This is a genomic window from Citrobacter sp. XY323 (assembly GCF_025106035.1).
Lineage (GTDB): Bacteria > Pseudomonadota > Gammaproteobacteria > Enterobacterales > Enterobacteriaceae > Citrobacter > Citrobacter braakii.
The window spans coordinates 509243-523250 of record NZ_JANYUK010000001.1 but is presented as its reverse complement, the minus strand read 5'-3'; the positions used below and the strand labels follow the sequence as shown (position 1 = coordinate 523250).

The window sequence follows — 14008 nt, the reverse complement described above, 5'->3', positions numbered from 1 at the left end:
GTCCCTCTTTATTACGCTGGATTAGGAATATCGATAAAGGTTACGTCCAGATCGGTATTTTCATTCAGCCATTCGCTCAATGCGCGAATGCCGCCGCGTTCGGTCGCATGGTGACCAGCAGCATAAAAATGCAACCCCTGCTCGCGGGCTGAGTGAATGGTTTGCTCTGAGACTTCACCGGTGATAAAGGCATCGACACCAAACCGGGCTGCGCTATCAATGAAACTCTGACCGCCCCCTGTACACCAGGCGACGCGCTGAACTTTTTCCGGCCCGGTATCACCGCACCATAACGGTTTACGGCCTAAACGCGCTTCAATCCACGATGCCAGCTCCAGCCCCGGAACCGGCATGGAGAGTTCTCCCCATGGCACCAGTGGCTCGATTTCACCCATGACGGTGATCCCCAACAGCGCTGCCAGCTGCGCGTTATTACCCAGTTCCGGGTGAGCATCCAGCGGCAGGTGCCAGCCATACAGGTTGATATCATTTTCCAACAGCGTTTTCAGACGATGGCGCTTCATACCGCGAATAACCGGAGATTCGCCTTTCCAGAAATAACCGTGATGAACGATGACCGCATCCGCCTGCAGGCGTACCGCCTCGTCCAGCAACGCTTGACTTGCAGTCACGCCGGTCACGATTTTATGCACCGTCTCTTTGCCCTCAACCTGCAAACCATTCGGCGCATAGTCGCTAATGGCGGCGCTGTTCAGTTTGTCGTTGATCAGTTGTTCCAGTTCGGTGTTTTTCATCATCGTCCTCGTAGTCATAAATTCTGCCTGCCCAATCAGCAACACAGCTTAGGTTAAAATAGCGTTCCCGCTTGCGTTCGTCGATAGACATTTCACTGACACATCAAGAAACAATCACACCTGATTTGAACGCAATTTGCTTACCCCCACGCGATCTAATTCATGTATATTTATGCAATCAGACAGCATATTGCAAAAATAATCAGATCTGTATCAAAGTTAAAACTTTAAGGAAACACACTTGCGCAGCACGTTCAGCCTGTCGCGAGGCATTTACTTCGAGAAAAGAATGAATAAACAAGCATCTCAACCACGAGCGATTTATTACGTCGTTGCGCTACAAATTTGGGAATACTTCAGTTTTTACGGCATGCGTGCATTGCTGATCCTGTATCTCACTAACCAGCTTAAGTACGACGATAATCACGCATATGAACTGTTCAGCGCCTACTGCTCGCTGGTCTACGTCACGCCCATACTTGGGGGATACCTGGCCGATAAAGTGCTCGGCAATCGAATGGCGGTGATGATCGGCGCATTTTTAATGGCAGTGGGGCATCTGGTATTGGGCGCCAGCGAAATGGCCCCGGCGTTCCTTTATTTGTCGCTGGCGATTATTGTCTGTGGCTACGGTCTGTTTAAATCCAACATCAGTTGCCTGTTAGGCGAGTTGTATCAGCCTGAAGACCCTCGCCGTGACGGTGGATTCTCTCTGCTCTACGCTGCCGGTAATATTGGTTCAATCATCGCGCCTATTGCCTGCGGCTACGTGCAGGAAGAGTACAGTTGGGCGATGGGCTTTGCGCTGGCGGCGATTGGCATGCTGGCGGGGCTGGTGATTTTCGTATGCGGTAATCGCCATTTCGCCCATACCACCGGCGTCAACAAGGCCGTCTTGTGTGCGAAAAAATATATGCTGCCAAACTGGGCCTGGTTGTTAGTTCTGCTGGTTGCAGCACCGCTGCTGATTACCGTTCTGTTCTGGAAAGAGTGGTCCGTTTACGCACTGATCGTTGCTACTGTTATTGGTCTGGCGGTTCTGGCGAAGATTTACCGCCAGGCGCAGACCCAGAAACAGCGCAAAGAGCTGGGGCTTATCGTTACATTGACCTTCTTCAGTCTGTTGTTCTGGGCCTTTGCTCAACAGGGCGGCAGTTCGATTAGCCTGTATATCGACCGCTTCGTTAACCGAGATATTCTGGGATATTCCGTCCCTACCGCGATGTTCCAGTCGGTTAACGCCTTTGCCGTTATGCTGTGCGGTATCGTGCTGGCCTGGGTGGTCAAAGAAAGCGTTAGCGGTAATCGTACCGTACGTATCTGGGGTAAATTTGCCCTTGGCCTCGGTTTAATGAGCGCCGGATTCTGTATTCTGACCTTGAGCGCCCGCTGGTCTGCGGCTTACGGTCACTCTTCCATGCCGCTGATGGTATTGGGGCTGGCGGTCATGGGCTTTGCCGAGCTGTTTATCGATCCGGTGGCTATGTCTCAGATTACACGTATCGAGATCCCAGGAGTGACCGGCGTATTAACGGGTATTTACATGCTGCTTTCCGGGGCCATCGCCAACTACCTTGCCGGCGTTATCGCCGATCAGACCTCACAAGGTTCGTTTGACTCAGCGGGCGCTATCAACTATTCCATCAATGCATATATTGATGTCTTTAGCGAAATAACCTGGGGCGCGCTGGCCTGTGTGGTGCTGGTACTGCTGATTTGGCTGTACCAGTCGCTGAAGTTCAGAAATCGTCCGCTGGCGGTAGAGTCCTGAGTTTACAGGCCCGATGATGTAATAAGATTCGGGCCTGTTTTTCTGGAGATTATGCATGGTTTACAGCCAAATCCGCTTCTGAAACACCGGTCACCAGTTTTACCATTTCGCGTTCTATTCCCTGTTCCAACATGGTTTGCGCTATACGTAATGCCGCTTCTTGTTTTCCTTGTTGTAGTCCTTGTTGTAGTCCTTGTTGTAGACCTTCCTGTAATCCATCTAACCGTAACCGCTCTGCAATAGTCATCAGCCTCTCCTTGTGTTGGGGGATCCGTTGTGCCATCTCTTGCATAAACTCATTAAAGCGAGATTCATCGCCAGATTGTAGAATGTAATTAAACATCGCCTGTAATTGCGTGTCATTAGCGCATCCAGTAAGTAGCAGCGTGGTCAGTTGCTCTACCAGCCCCATCAAATCCCGCCGACGGATATGTTTTTGCATTAATTCCAGAAGCGCCATTCGCCTGTGAGCCATGATCTCATCATCGGGTACCACCGTTATGTCGACCAACGGAAATGCGCTGGAATAAAGTTGTCTTGCCGCCACGGAGTCGGCAAAGGCATCCAGCCAGCACAACGAGTACGGATAGGGGCTTCGGCAGCCATGATAAAACAGCATCGGTATCACCAACGGCAGTTCCTTATGCCCTGCGTCCAGATGGCGCTGCATCGCCGCCATCGCATAACGCAACAGACGAAAAGCCATATGCGGCTCGGCTGAACTTTGATGCTCTAAAACCACATAGACATAACCGTCGCCGTCGCGTGTGTGCAAAGACCAGAGCACGTCGGAGTAGCGCGAACGTAAATCCGCTTCAATAAAGCTTTCTGACTCCAGCTTCAGCGAATTCAAATCGCAAAGCGTCCGCAGTTCAGCTGGCAGGTGAATGTCGAGAAAATCCCGCGCAGTTTCGGGATGATGTAAAAACGTTTTAAACACCGCATCGTGCGGTGTGGATGTCGTTGGCGTTGGCGTTGTCATTAATTTCCGTCATCTGAATGAAGATGACAGAAATTTACTGCTGAGGGAAAACTTATGCAGCAGGGTATTCACGGTACTGAGAGCACGTTTCAGCGCTAAAAGCTCCCGGCTGCAACATGTTCATTCTGCTGGAAGGCATTACGCAAAAATCGGTCACATACTTATCCCTTGCGCGCCGCCTCATAGGCCGCCAGCGTCGCCAGTCTTGCCTGTTTATGATCGACAATCGGACGAGGATAGTTAAGCGTAACCTGCGCTTTTTCAGCCCACGTCCACGGATCATGAATGGCTTTACCCGGCACATCGCGCAGTTCCGGCAGCCACTGGCGGATAAACTCGCCGTCGCGATCAAATTTTTCGCCCTGAGTCGTGGGGTTAAAGATACGGAAATACGGTGCGGCGTCGGTCCCGGTTGAGGCCGCCCACTGCCAGCCGCCGTTATTGGCCGCCAGATCGCCATCGATCAGTTGCGACATAAAATATTGCTCGCCTTTACGCCAGTCGATCAGTAGATCTTTCACTAAAAAACTGGCCGTAATCATGCGTAATCGATTATGCATCCAGCCCGTGGCGTTGAGCTGACGCATCGCCGCATCAACAATCGGGTATCCCGTGTTCCCTGTTTGCCAGGCTTGCAAATGTGCAGGATTATTCTGCCATTGCACGCGATCGGTCCAACGGATAAACGGTTGATGCCGACACAGCGCCGGATGGTAAGTCATCAGATGACGATAAAATTCACGCCAGATAAGTTCGTTCAGCCAGACGCTGCCTTCCCCTCCTTCAAGCGCCTGCGGCTGCTCCGCGAGCAGTCGATTCAGGCACTGGCGCGGCGACAATCCCCCTGTCGCCAGGCTCGCGGATAATCGACTGGTACCGTCAACCGCGGGGAAATCACGCCGTTGCTCATATTCTCTCGCGGCCTGCTGGCAAAACTGGCGTAATTGCGCGATAGCCAGTTTTTCTTCTGCCACAAACCGCTGCGTATCAAAATCTTGCTGCGGATAGCTCAGCGTTATTGATGTTAACGGAGCGTCAAGAGCGCCGCTTTCTCTCACCTTCGGCGCACTAACGCATTCTGGAACACCCTCTTTAATCCGCTTCAGCCAGGCATTTTTAAACGGTGTAAAGACTTTATACATTTCGTGATTGCCGGTCATGACCGCCCCCGGAGGCAAGATCACGCTATCGTCAAACCCTTCACACACCACATGGGGTAGTACCTTCTCAACGGCGACATCACGCTGACGTTCGTTTATTTCGTATTGATAGTTATAAAACAATCGGCTGACGCTATGCTGTGCGCAGACGTTTTTGACGGTTTCCACGCTGGTCGCAAAATCTGCAACCTCATCAAACAGAAGCGGGATGCCTTTTTCCGCCAGCGCCGTCTGCAACGCATTCAACTGCGCACTCACAAATGCCGCCTGACGTGGGGCCATTTCGTGCGCCTTCCACTGCTCAGGAGTAGAGATATATAGCGCGATGACCTGCGCAGTACGATCCCGACAAGCCGCCGCCAGCGCGAGGTTGTCATGCAGACGTAAATCACGTCGAAACCAGACCAGATGGGTGGTCATAATACTCCCGGATATAAATTAATCATTGCCACTCGTTATCTATTACACCGACAAGTGTAGACGTCGGCGCATAAAAAAAACCGCCACATTACTGTGAGCGGTTTTCTTGAGCAAGAACGATAACTTAGTAGAAATCGCAGGTGGCTTTTTCAGCCTGCTCCATCCACACCGGTTTATCACTGGTTTTAGACCAGACGCGGTGCAGGTAGCTGTAAAAACGAGCGCGGTCTTTCCAGAACAGCATGACCGGTAGCGCCAGCACGCCCGCCACTACGGCAAAGGTACGGCGCAAGAAAACAATGTGTGCTGGATATTCTTTATAAAAGTCCATAATCCTCTCCCATATATCTGTTCGGTGAATAGCACCGGAAAAATAAACTTGGTTAACTGATGAAAATAATACCGCCTTGTGTGTAATTTTGCTACTCATCCGACCACTTATTTTTATCTATTGATGCTTCGTTTAGCTTAAAACTGTAATTAAGTTACATAAAAGTTAAATTAATACTAATCATTAGTTAAATAATGGTTTTTGCCATTTTTATACTTTTTTTACACCCCACCCGCTGATTTTTGCGAAATCTTTGCAAGCAAAAACCTACGCTCTGGTTATCACATTTATGCCACTGGAGGTGCACTGTGAGTGCAGGCGTGATAACCGGCATTGTGCTGGTCTTTTTATTATTAGGTTACCTGGTCTATGCCCTGATCAATGCGGAGGCGTTCTGATGGCAGCCCAAGGATTTTTACTCATTGCCAGTTTCTTGCTGGTGCTATTTGTCATCGCCAGACCGTTGGGATTTGGGCTGGCTCGACTGATCAACAATACGCCCCTGCCGGGCCTGGTTGGCGCGGAGCATTTACTCTGGCGCGGTCTGGGCATCTCGCAGCAGGAAATGAACTGGCGGCAGTATCTGCAGGCTATCCTTGCTCTCAATGCGCTGGGCCTGCTGGTCCTGTTTTCGATGCTAATGGCGCAAAACCTGCTGCCGTTAAATCCCCAGCAACTGCCAGGGCTTTCGTGGGATCTGGCGCTCAACACGGCGGTGAGTTTTGTCACTAATACCAACTGGCAATCCTATGCTGGCGAAACCACCTTAAGCTATTTCAGCCAGATGGCCGGGTTGACCGTGCAGAATTTCCTGTCTGCGGCGACCGGAATTGCGGTGATTTTTGCCCTGACCCGCGCTTTCACACGCCAGAGTATGAACACGCTGGGCAACGCCTGGGTCGATCTGGTTCGCATTACGCTGTGGATCCTCGTCCCTATTGCGTTGCTCATTGCCCTGTTCTTCATTCAGCAAGGTACGTTGCAAAACATATTGCCTTATCAGCCCATCACCACCCTTGAAGGGGTGAAACAGCTGCTGCCAATGGGGCCAGTCGCCTCACAGGAAGCGATTAAGATGCTCGGCACTAACGGAGGGGGATTCTTTAACGCTAACTCATCGCATCCGTTTGAAAACCCAACCGCACTGACCAATCTGGTACAGATGCTGGCTATTTTCTTAATTCCCACCGCGCTGTGTTTTGCCTTTGGTGATGTAGTGGGCGATCGTCGTCAGGGGCGGACCTTACTGTGGGCCATGTCACTGATTTTTGCGGTCTGCGTTGCCGTCGTGATGTGGGCCGAAGTTCAGGGCAACCCGCACCTGATGGCATTCGGTGCCGACAGCAATATCAACATGGAGGGCAAGGAGAGCCGCTTTGGCGTGCTGGCCACGAGTCTCTTTTCCGTCGTCACCACAGCAGCATCCTGCGGGGCTGTCGATGCGATGCATGACTCCTTTACCGCACTGGGCGGCATGGTACCTATGTGGCTGATGCAGATTGGTGAAGTGGTCTTCGGCGGTGTGGGTTCAGGTCTGTACGGCATGCTGCTGTTCGTGCTGCTGGCGGTATTTATCGCCGGGTTAATGATTGGCCGTACGCCGGAGTATCTCGGTAAGAAAATCGACGTGCGCGAAATGAAAATGACCGCGCTGGCGATTCTGGTCACCCCTACGCTGGTCCTGCTCGGTACAGCGATCGCCATGATGAGCGAAACCGGGCGCAGCGCCATGCTTAACCCAGGTCCTCACGGCTTTAGTGAAGTCCTGTATGCCGTGTCGTCTGCCTCGAACAACAACGGTAGCGCCTTTGCCGGATTAAGCGCCAATAGCCCGTTCTGGAACTGCCTGCTGGCCCTGTGCATGTTCTTCGGTCGCTTCGGCGTGATCATCCCCGTGATGGCTATTGCCGGGTCGCTGGTCAGTAAAAAGATCCAGCCAGCAAGCCCAGGCACGCTACCTACCCACGGCGCGCTGTTTGTCGGGTTGTTAATCGGTACGGTGTTACTGGTTGGCGCTCTCACCTTTGTTCCTGCCCTGGCGCTTGGCCCGGTCGCAGAATACCTGTCATTACACTGAGTGATGCGGAGCACATTACTATGAGTCGCAAGCAACTGGCGCTGTTCGAACCCTCTCTGGTCGCACAGGCGCTGATGGACGCCGTGAAAAAATTAAGCCCACATACCCAGTGGCGTAACCCGGTGATGTTTATCGTCTGGCTGGGCTGTTTGTTAACGACCATGTTAACGGTGGCGATGGCAACAGGTCATATGCAGGGCAGCCCGTGGTTTACCGGCGCGATAAGTCTGTGGCTGTGGATTACCGTTCTGTTCGCCAACTTCGCTGAGGCGCTGGCAGAAGGTCGCAGTAAAGCTCAGGCTAATAGCCTAAAGGGAGTCAAAAAAACCGCCTTTGCCCGTAAACTTCGCGAACCCAAATACGGCGCGGCAATGGATCACGTTCCTGCCGATGATTTACGGAAAGGGGATATCGTGCTGGTGGAAGCTGGCGATATTATCCCATGTGACGGCGAGGTCATTGAAGGTGGTGCATCAGTAGATGAAAGTGCCATTACCGGTGAATCCGCGCCTGTGATTCGTGAATCCGGTGGCGATTTCGCCTCCGTCACCGGCGGGACCCGCATCCTCTCCGACTGGCTGGTTATCGAATGCAGCGTAAACCCCGGTGAAACGTTCCTCGACCGGATGATCGCCATGGTTGAAGGCGCGCAGCGGCGTAAAACGCCCAATGAAATCGCCCTGACGATCCTGCTGATTGCCCTGACCATTATCTTTTTGCTGGCGACCGCCACGCTATGGCCGTTTTCCGCCTGGGGTGGTAGTGCGGTCAGCATCACGGTGCTGGTTGCCTTGTTGGTGTGTTTGATCCCTACAACGATAGGCGGACTGCTCTCAGCGATTGGTGTCGCCGGGATGAGCCGCATGCTGGGCGCGAATGTCATCGCTACCAGCGGACGTGCAGTAGAGGCGGCAGGTGACGTAGACGTACTGCTGCTGGATAAAACCGGCACCATTACGCTGGGTAACCGTCAGGCTTCAGATTTTCTGCCCGCCCACGGCGTGGACGAAAAAACGCTGGCCGACGCCGCACAGCTTTCATCGCTGGCCGATGAAACGCCGGAAGGCCGCAGCATCGTGATCCTGGCAAAACAGCGCTTTAATCTGCGTATTCGCGACGTGCAATCTCTGCACGCTACCTTTGTGCCGTTTACCGCCCAAAGCCGGATGAGCGGCATCAACATCGACAACCGAATGATCCGTAAAGGGTCGGTCGATGCCATTCGTCGGCACGTTGAAGCCAACGGCGGCCACTTTCCCGCCGATGTGGAGCAGAAGGTCGAAAGCGTCGCTCGCCTTGGCGCAACGCCGCTGGTGGTTGCCGAAGGCTCCCACGTACTGGGCGTGATTGCGCTGAAAGATATTGTGAAAGGCGGGATCAAAGAACGTTTTGCTCAACTGCGCAAAATGGGGATTAAAACGGTGATGATCACCGGCGATAACCGCCTGACCGCTGCCGCGATCGCCGCTGAGGCCGGAGTGGATGACTTCTTAGCTGAAGCCACGCCGGAAGCCAAGCTGGCGCTGATTCGTCAGTATCAAGCGGAAGGTCGTCTGGTGGCGATGACCGGCGACGGAACCAATGACGCTCCTGCCCTGGCGCAGGCCGACGTTGCGGTCGCCATGAACTCTGGAACCCAGGCAGCGAAAGAAGCAGGTAACATGGTGGATCTCGACTCCAACCCCACCAAACTGATTGAAGTAGTGCACATTGGTAAACAAATGCTGATGACGCGCGGTTCGCTGACCACTTTCAGTATTGCCAACGACGTCGCGAAGTATTTCGCTATTATCCCGGCCGCCTTCGCCGCCACCTATCCGCAGCTCAATGCGCTGAACGTGATGGGACTGCATTCGCCAGACTCGGCGATCCTCAGCGCGGTTATCTTTAACGCGCTGGTTATCGTCTTTCTAATCCCGCTGGCGCTAAAAGGCGTGAGCTACAAACCTTTGTCCGCATCCGCGATGTTGCGCCGCAATTTGTGGATCTATGGTCTGGGCGGTTTGGTTGTGCCGTTTATCGGTATCAAAGCGATTGATTTACTGCTGACCCTGCTGGGTCTGGTGTGAGGTTTCAGATGAGTGGATTACGTCCTGCATTATCAACATTGATTTTCCTGATGCTTATCACCGGCGGGGCTTACCCGTTGCTGACGACCGCGCTGGGGCAGTGGTGGTTTCCCCACCAGGCTAACGGTTCGCTTCTTAGCGAAGGTCAGGTTGTTCGCGGCTCTGAGCTCATCGGGCAACATTTTACCGCTGCCGGTTATTTTCAGGGGCGTCCGTCTGCCACAGCTGAAATGCCCTATAATCCAATGGCTTCAGGCGGCAGTAATCTGGCAGCCAGCAACCCGGAACTGGATAAACAGCTGCAAAGCCGGATTGCCGCACTGCGTGCCGCCAACCCGCAGGCCAATCCTGCCGTCCCGGTAGAGCTGGTAACGGCTTCTTCCAGCGGGCTGGATAACAACCTGACGCCAGCCGCGGTGGCCTGGCAAATTCCCCGCGTGGCGCAGGCTCGCAACCTCAGCGTTGAAGAGGTTACGCGGTTGGTTGCACAATATACGCAAAAGCCGTTGGTCAGTTTTATCGGTCAGCCGGTGGTGAACCTGGTGGAACTTAATTTAGCGCTGGATAAGCACTGAGAAAAAGGACATGCATAACGAACCCTTACGCCCCGACCCCGATCGCCTGCTGGAGCAGACCACGGCCCCGCACCGGGGAAAACTGAAAATTTTCTTCGGTGCCTGTGCTGGCGTCGGCAAAACCTGGGCCATGCTGGCAGAGGCCCAGCGACTGCGGGCGCAAGGGTTAGATGTGCTGATTGGCGTGGTTGAAACCCATGGACGCAAAGAGACCGCCGCGCTGTTGGACGGCCTCAGCATCCTGCCGCTAAAGCGACAGGCGCGTCACGGCCGCCATATCAATGAGTTCGATCTCGACGCGGCGCTGGCCCGCCGTCCAGCGCTCATTTTGATGGATGAACTGGCGCACAGTAATGCGCCAGGCTCACGGCATCCTAAGCGCTGGCAGGACATTGAAGAGCTGCTGGAAGCCGGGATTGATGTCTTTACTACCGTTAACGTGCAGCATCTGGAAAGTCTCAATGACGTGGTCAGCGGCGTTACCGGCATTCAGGTTCGTGAAACCGTACCCGACCCTTTTTTCGATGCCGCCGACGATGTGGTGCTGGTCGATCTCCCCCCCGACGATTTGCGCCAGCGCCTGAACGAAGGCAAGGTTTATATCGCCGGTCAGGCAGAAAGAGCAATTGAGCATTTCTTTCGCAAAGGTAATCTGATCGCGCTACGTGAACTGGCCCTGCGCCGCACGGCTGATCGGGTAGACGATCAGATGCGCGCCTGGCGAGGACGTCCGGGAGAGGAGAAAGTCTGGCATACCCGCGACGCTATTTTACTGTGCATTGGGCACAATACCGGCAGCGAAAAACTGGTACGCGCCGCCGCACGTCTGGCGGCGCGTCTCGGCAGCGTCTGGCATGCGGTGTATGTCGAAACGCCAGCGCTGCACCGACTGCCCGAAAAACAACGCCGCGCAATTTTAAGCGCTCTGCGGCTGGCTCAGGAGTTAGGCGCAGAAACAGCCACCCTTTCCGACCCCGCCGAAGACAAAGCGGTCATCCACTATGCCCGTGAGCATAATCTGGGAAAAATTGTGCTCGGGCGTCCGACTACGCGTCGCTGGTGGCGTAGCGATTCCTTTGCCGACAAACTCGCTCATCGCGCACCGGATCTCGACCTGATGATTGTTGCGCTCGATGAGCCCCCTTCACGCCCTGTGCTGCAAACGGCTGATAGCCGCACCTTTAAGGATAAATGGCGGGTACAAATTCAGGGTTGTGTGGTTGCCGTTGCGCTGTGCGCCATCATTACGCTAATCGCCATGCAGTGGCTAATGGCCTTTGACGCCGCCAACCTGGTGATGATCTATTTATTGGGTGTGGTGGTTATCGCACTCTTTTACGGACGCTGGCCGTCAGTACTGGCAACCTTTATTAACGTCGCCAGCTTCGATCTCTTCTTTATTGCCCCACGCGGGACGCTGGCCGTTTCAGACGTTCAGTACCTGCTCACCTTTGCCGTAATGCTAACGGTAGGGCTGGTTATTGGTAATCTGACCGCCGGGGTGCGTTATCAGGCGCGGGTTGCGCGTTATCGTGAACAGCGTACGCGTCATTTGTATGAGATGTCGAAAGCGCTGGCCGTCGGTCGGAGTCAGACGGATATCGCCGCCACCAGCGAACAGTTTATCGCTTCAACGTTTCAGGCTCGCAGCCAGGTTTTACTGCCCGGTGAAAACGGTAAGCTGGCCCCGCTCACCCATCAACAGGGCATGACGCCGTGGGATGACGCCATTGCACAATGGAGCTTTGACAAAGGACAACCGGCCGGTGCAGGCACCGACACGTTACCGGGCGTGCCGTATCAGATTTTACCGTTAAAAAGCGCCGATAAAACGCATGGGCTGCTGGTGGTCGAACCGGGAAATTTACGCCAGCTTATGATCCCCGAACAGCAACGCCTGCTGGAAACCTTCACTCTACTGGTAGCCAGTGCGCTGGAGCGCCTGACGCTGACCGCCAGCGAAGAGCAGGCGCGGTTTGCCAGCGAGCGCGAAAGCATTCGCAACGCCCTGCTCGCTGCTCTGTCCCACGATTTGCGCACGCCGTTGACGGTGTTGTTCGGTCAGGCGGAAATCTTAACGCTGGATCTGGCCAGCGAGGGATCGCCGCACGCGCGCCAGGCCAGTGAGATTCGCCAGCACGTTCTGAATACTACCCGACTGGTTAATAACCTGCTGGATATGGCGCGAATTCAGTCTGGCGGCTTTAATCTTAAGAAGGAGTGGTTAACGCTGGAAGAGGTGGTCGGCAGCGCCCTGCAGATGCTGGAGCCCGGTCTCTCTGCCCCGATTAATTTGTCGTTACCTGAACCGTTAACACTGATTCACGTCGATGGTCCGCTCTTTGAACGGGTGCTGATTAACCTGTTGGAAAACGCCGTCAAATACGCGGGTCCACAGGCGCAAATCGGTATTGATGCCAGCGTCGATGGCGCACATCTGCAACTGGACGTCTGGGATAATGGGCCGGGTATTCCGTCGGGTATGGAACAGCGCGTTTTTGACAAATTTTCCCGGGGAAACAAAGAGTCATCGGTGCCCGGCGTTGGGCTGGGGCTGGCAATTTGTCAGGCTATTGTGGACGTGCACGGCGGTACTATTTCGGTCCACAATCGCGCGCAAGGAGGAGCCTGTTTTCGTGTTACACTGCCCCAGGAAATCCCCCCTGAACTTGAAGATTTTCATGAGGATATGTGACGAACGTACTGATTGTTGAAGATGAACATGCCATTCGCCGCTTTCTGCGCACTGCGCTGGAAGCCGATGGCCTGCGTGTATATGAAGCAGAAACGCTGCAACGTGGTCTGTTGGAAGCCGCCACGCGAAAACCCGATCTCATCATTCTCGATCTCGGCCTGCCGGACGGCGACGGCATTGATTTTATTCGCGACCTGCGACAATGGAGCGCGATTCCGGTGATTGTGCTTTCAGCCCGCAGTGAGGAAAGCGATAAAATTGCTGCGCTGGATGCCGGTGCCGATGACTATCTCAGTAAACCCTTTGGTATTGGCGAGCTACAGGCGAGATTGCGCGTGGCATTGCGTCGCCACGCCAGCGGTGCGTCTCCCGAACCGGTGGTACATTTTTCCAACGTCAAAGTGGATATTGCCGCGCGCCTCGTTCACCGTGGTGACGAGGAAATTCATTTGACGCCGATTGAGTTTCGTCTGTTAGCGGTTCTGCTAAATAATGCCGGGAAGGTACTGACGCAACGCCAGTTGTTAAATCAGGTTTGGGGACCAAACGCCGTCGAACACAGTCATTATCTACGTATTTATATGGGACACCTGCGCCAGAAGCTGGAACAGGACCCGGCCCGTCCGCGTCATTTTCTGACCGAAACCGGAATTGGCTATCGGTTTATGCCGTGAATTCTTATTCATTTTTTCTGATTAATTAATAAATATATTTTTCATTACTCACTCCACTGCATAATACTTATTATGCAGCCAGTAGAATATTGTAAAAAAATAATAAAATACAAATAAATAACATATAAACAACAAAACAGCATCTTGTCCCGCACTATGCATAAATGGCGACTAAATATTTTATAAACGATCGTTTTTTATTGATCTTCTTCACAGTTCATAGCCATTTCCTGGATAAAATACCCGCACCTTCCACTTATCCAGTAAAGGTAACTAAAATGGAAAATAATAGCCGTACAATGCCACATATAAGGCGAACAACGCATATTATGATGTTTGCCCACCGCAACAGTTTCGACTTTCATTTCTTTAATGCCCGTTAGTCTTCCGACTAAGGGCACTCAAGTATACAGGTCTTCCTGACTCTCTGTATCGCAGGCTAACGCCTGTATCCGCAGTGCTCTCCCTGCATAACCCTGTATTACCTGTGACCGGACCG

At 53.4% G+C, this 14008-nt stretch carries 12 protein-coding genes; 8 read left to right on the top strand and 4 right to left on the bottom strand.

Features of this window, described 5'->3' with window-relative positions:
- Positions 1 to 11 precede the first annotated feature (11 nt).
- A complete protein-coding gene (ybgI, locus tag N0B36_RS02420) occupies positions 12 to 755 on the bottom strand; it encodes a radiation resistance protein YbgI (RefSeq protein WP_016152273.1) in 744 nt (247 codons plus the stop codon).
- Between the two features lie 289 nt (positions 756 to 1044).
- Here ybgI and dtpD point away from each other — a divergent pair, with 289 nt between their 5' ends.
- On the top strand, positions 1045 to 2526 hold the full coding sequence (gene dtpD, locus N0B36_RS02415) for a dipeptide permease DtpD (protein ID WP_016152272.1): 1482 nt from the start codon (positions 1045 to 1047) through the stop codon (positions 2524 to 2526).
- A 49-nt stretch (positions 2527 to 2575) separates the two neighbouring features.
- Here dtpD and N0B36_RS02410 read toward each other — a convergent pair whose 3' ends face one another.
- From N0B36_RS02410 to N0B36_RS02400, 3 genes are all read right to left on the bottom strand, one after another.
- Positions 2576 to 3508, bottom strand: coding sequence for an Rpn family recombination-promoting nuclease/putative transposase (locus N0B36_RS02410; protein ID WP_153690609.1), 933 nt, complete (start codon positions 3506 to 3508; stop codon positions 2576 to 2578).
- Positions 3509 to 3669: 161 nt separating this feature from the next.
- Positions 3670 to 5088 (bottom strand): deoxyribodipyrimidine photo-lyase, encoded by a 1419-nt coding sequence (gene phrB / locus N0B36_RS02405; RefSeq protein WP_259686028.1) that lies wholly within the window; start codon positions 5086 to 5088, stop codon positions 3670 to 3672.
- A 124-nt stretch (positions 5089 to 5212) separates the two neighbouring features.
- The gene (locus N0B36_RS02400; RefSeq protein WP_003022870.1) at positions 5213 to 5419 is read right to left on the bottom strand and encodes a YbfA family protein; all 207 of its coding nucleotides are present in this window, start codon (positions 5417 to 5419) and stop codon (positions 5213 to 5215) included.
- Between the two features lie 308 nt (positions 5420 to 5727).
- On the opposite strand from N0B36_RS02400, the gene kdpF reads away from it, so the two are divergent.
- The 7 genes from kdpF (at position 5728) to speFL (ending at position 13892) form a co-directional block, all read left to right on the top strand.
- Positions 5728 to 5817 carry a K(+)-transporting ATPase subunit F gene (kdpF, locus tag N0B36_RS02395; protein ID WP_001670793.1) on the top strand — a complete coding sequence of 30 codons (90 nt, stop codon included), beginning with the start codon at positions 5728 to 5730 and terminating at the stop codon, positions 5815 to 5817.
- Positions 5817 to 7496: a potassium-transporting ATPase subunit KdpA gene (gene kdpA, locus N0B36_RS02390; protein ID WP_200079491.1), complete on the top strand. Its 1680-nt coding sequence runs from the start codon at positions 5817 to 5819 to the stop codon at positions 7494 to 7496. Before kdpF ends, kdpA begins: the two co-directional genes overlap by 1 nt.
- Positions 7497 to 7516: 20 nt before the next feature.
- Complete coding sequence (gene kdpB, locus N0B36_RS02385; RefSeq protein ID WP_200079490.1) at positions 7517 to 9565, top strand: potassium-transporting ATPase subunit KdpB; 2049 nt, start codon at positions 7517 to 7519, stop codon at positions 9563 to 9565.
- Positions 9566 to 9573: 8 nt separating this feature from the next.
- On the top strand, positions 9574 to 10140 hold the full coding sequence (kdpC, locus tag N0B36_RS02380) for a potassium-transporting ATPase subunit KdpC (RefSeq protein ID WP_049042889.1): 567 nt from the start codon (positions 9574 to 9576) through the stop codon (positions 10138 to 10140).
- A gap of 10 nt (positions 10141 to 10150) precedes the next feature.
- Positions 10151 to 12835 carry a two-component system sensor histidine kinase KdpD gene (kdpD, locus tag N0B36_RS02375; RefSeq protein WP_047359485.1) on the top strand — a complete coding sequence of 895 codons (2685 nt, stop codon included), beginning with the start codon at positions 10151 to 10153 and terminating at the stop codon, positions 12833 to 12835.
- Entirely contained in the window at positions 12832 to 13509 is a 678-nt protein-coding gene (kdpE, locus tag N0B36_RS02370; RefSeq protein ID WP_049269245.1) for a two-component system response regulator KdpE, read from the top strand. Before kdpD ends, kdpE begins: the two co-directional genes overlap by 4 nt.
- Positions 13510 to 13787: 278 nt before the next feature.
- Positions 13788 to 13892 (top strand): leader peptide SpeFL, encoded by a 105-nt coding sequence (gene speFL, locus N0B36_RS02365; RefSeq protein WP_114149115.1) that lies wholly within the window; start codon positions 13788 to 13790, stop codon positions 13890 to 13892.
- Positions 13893 to 14008: the final 116 nt, after the last annotated feature.

Coding starts and splice junctions, on each gene's coding strand:
- N0B36_RS02410 (WP_153690609.1), bottom strand. CDS start 3,508: ATGACAACGCCAACGCCAACGACATCCACACCGCACGATGCGGTGTTT.
- kdpC (WP_049042889.1), top strand. CDS start 9,574: ATGAGTGGATTACGTCCTGCATTATCAACATTGATTTTCCTGATGCTT.
- kdpB (WP_200079490.1), top strand. CDS start 7,517: ATGAGTCGCAAGCAACTGGCGCTGTTCGAACCCTCTCTGGTCGCACAG.
- kdpA (WP_200079491.1), top strand. CDS start 5,817: ATGGCAGCCCAAGGATTTTTACTCATTGCCAGTTTCTTGCTGGTGCTA.
- phrB (WP_259686028.1), bottom strand. CDS start 5,088: ATGACCACCCATCTGGTCTGGTTTCGACGTGATTTACGTCTGCATGAC.
- N0B36_RS02400 (WP_003022870.1), bottom strand. CDS start 5,419: ATGGACTTTTATAAAGAATATCCAGCACACATTGTTTTCTTGCGCCGT.
- speFL (WP_114149115.1), top strand. CDS start 13,788: ATGGAAAATAATAGCCGTACAATGCCACATATAAGGCGAACAACGCAT.
- kdpD (WP_047359485.1), top strand. CDS start 10,151: ATGCATAACGAACCCTTACGCCCCGACCCCGATCGCCTGCTGGAGCAG.
- dtpD (WP_016152272.1), top strand. CDS start 1,045: ATGAATAAACAAGCATCTCAACCACGAGCGATTTATTACGTCGTTGCG.
- ybgI (WP_016152273.1), bottom strand. CDS start 755: ATGAAAAACACCGAACTGGAACAACTGATCAACGACAAACTGAACAGC.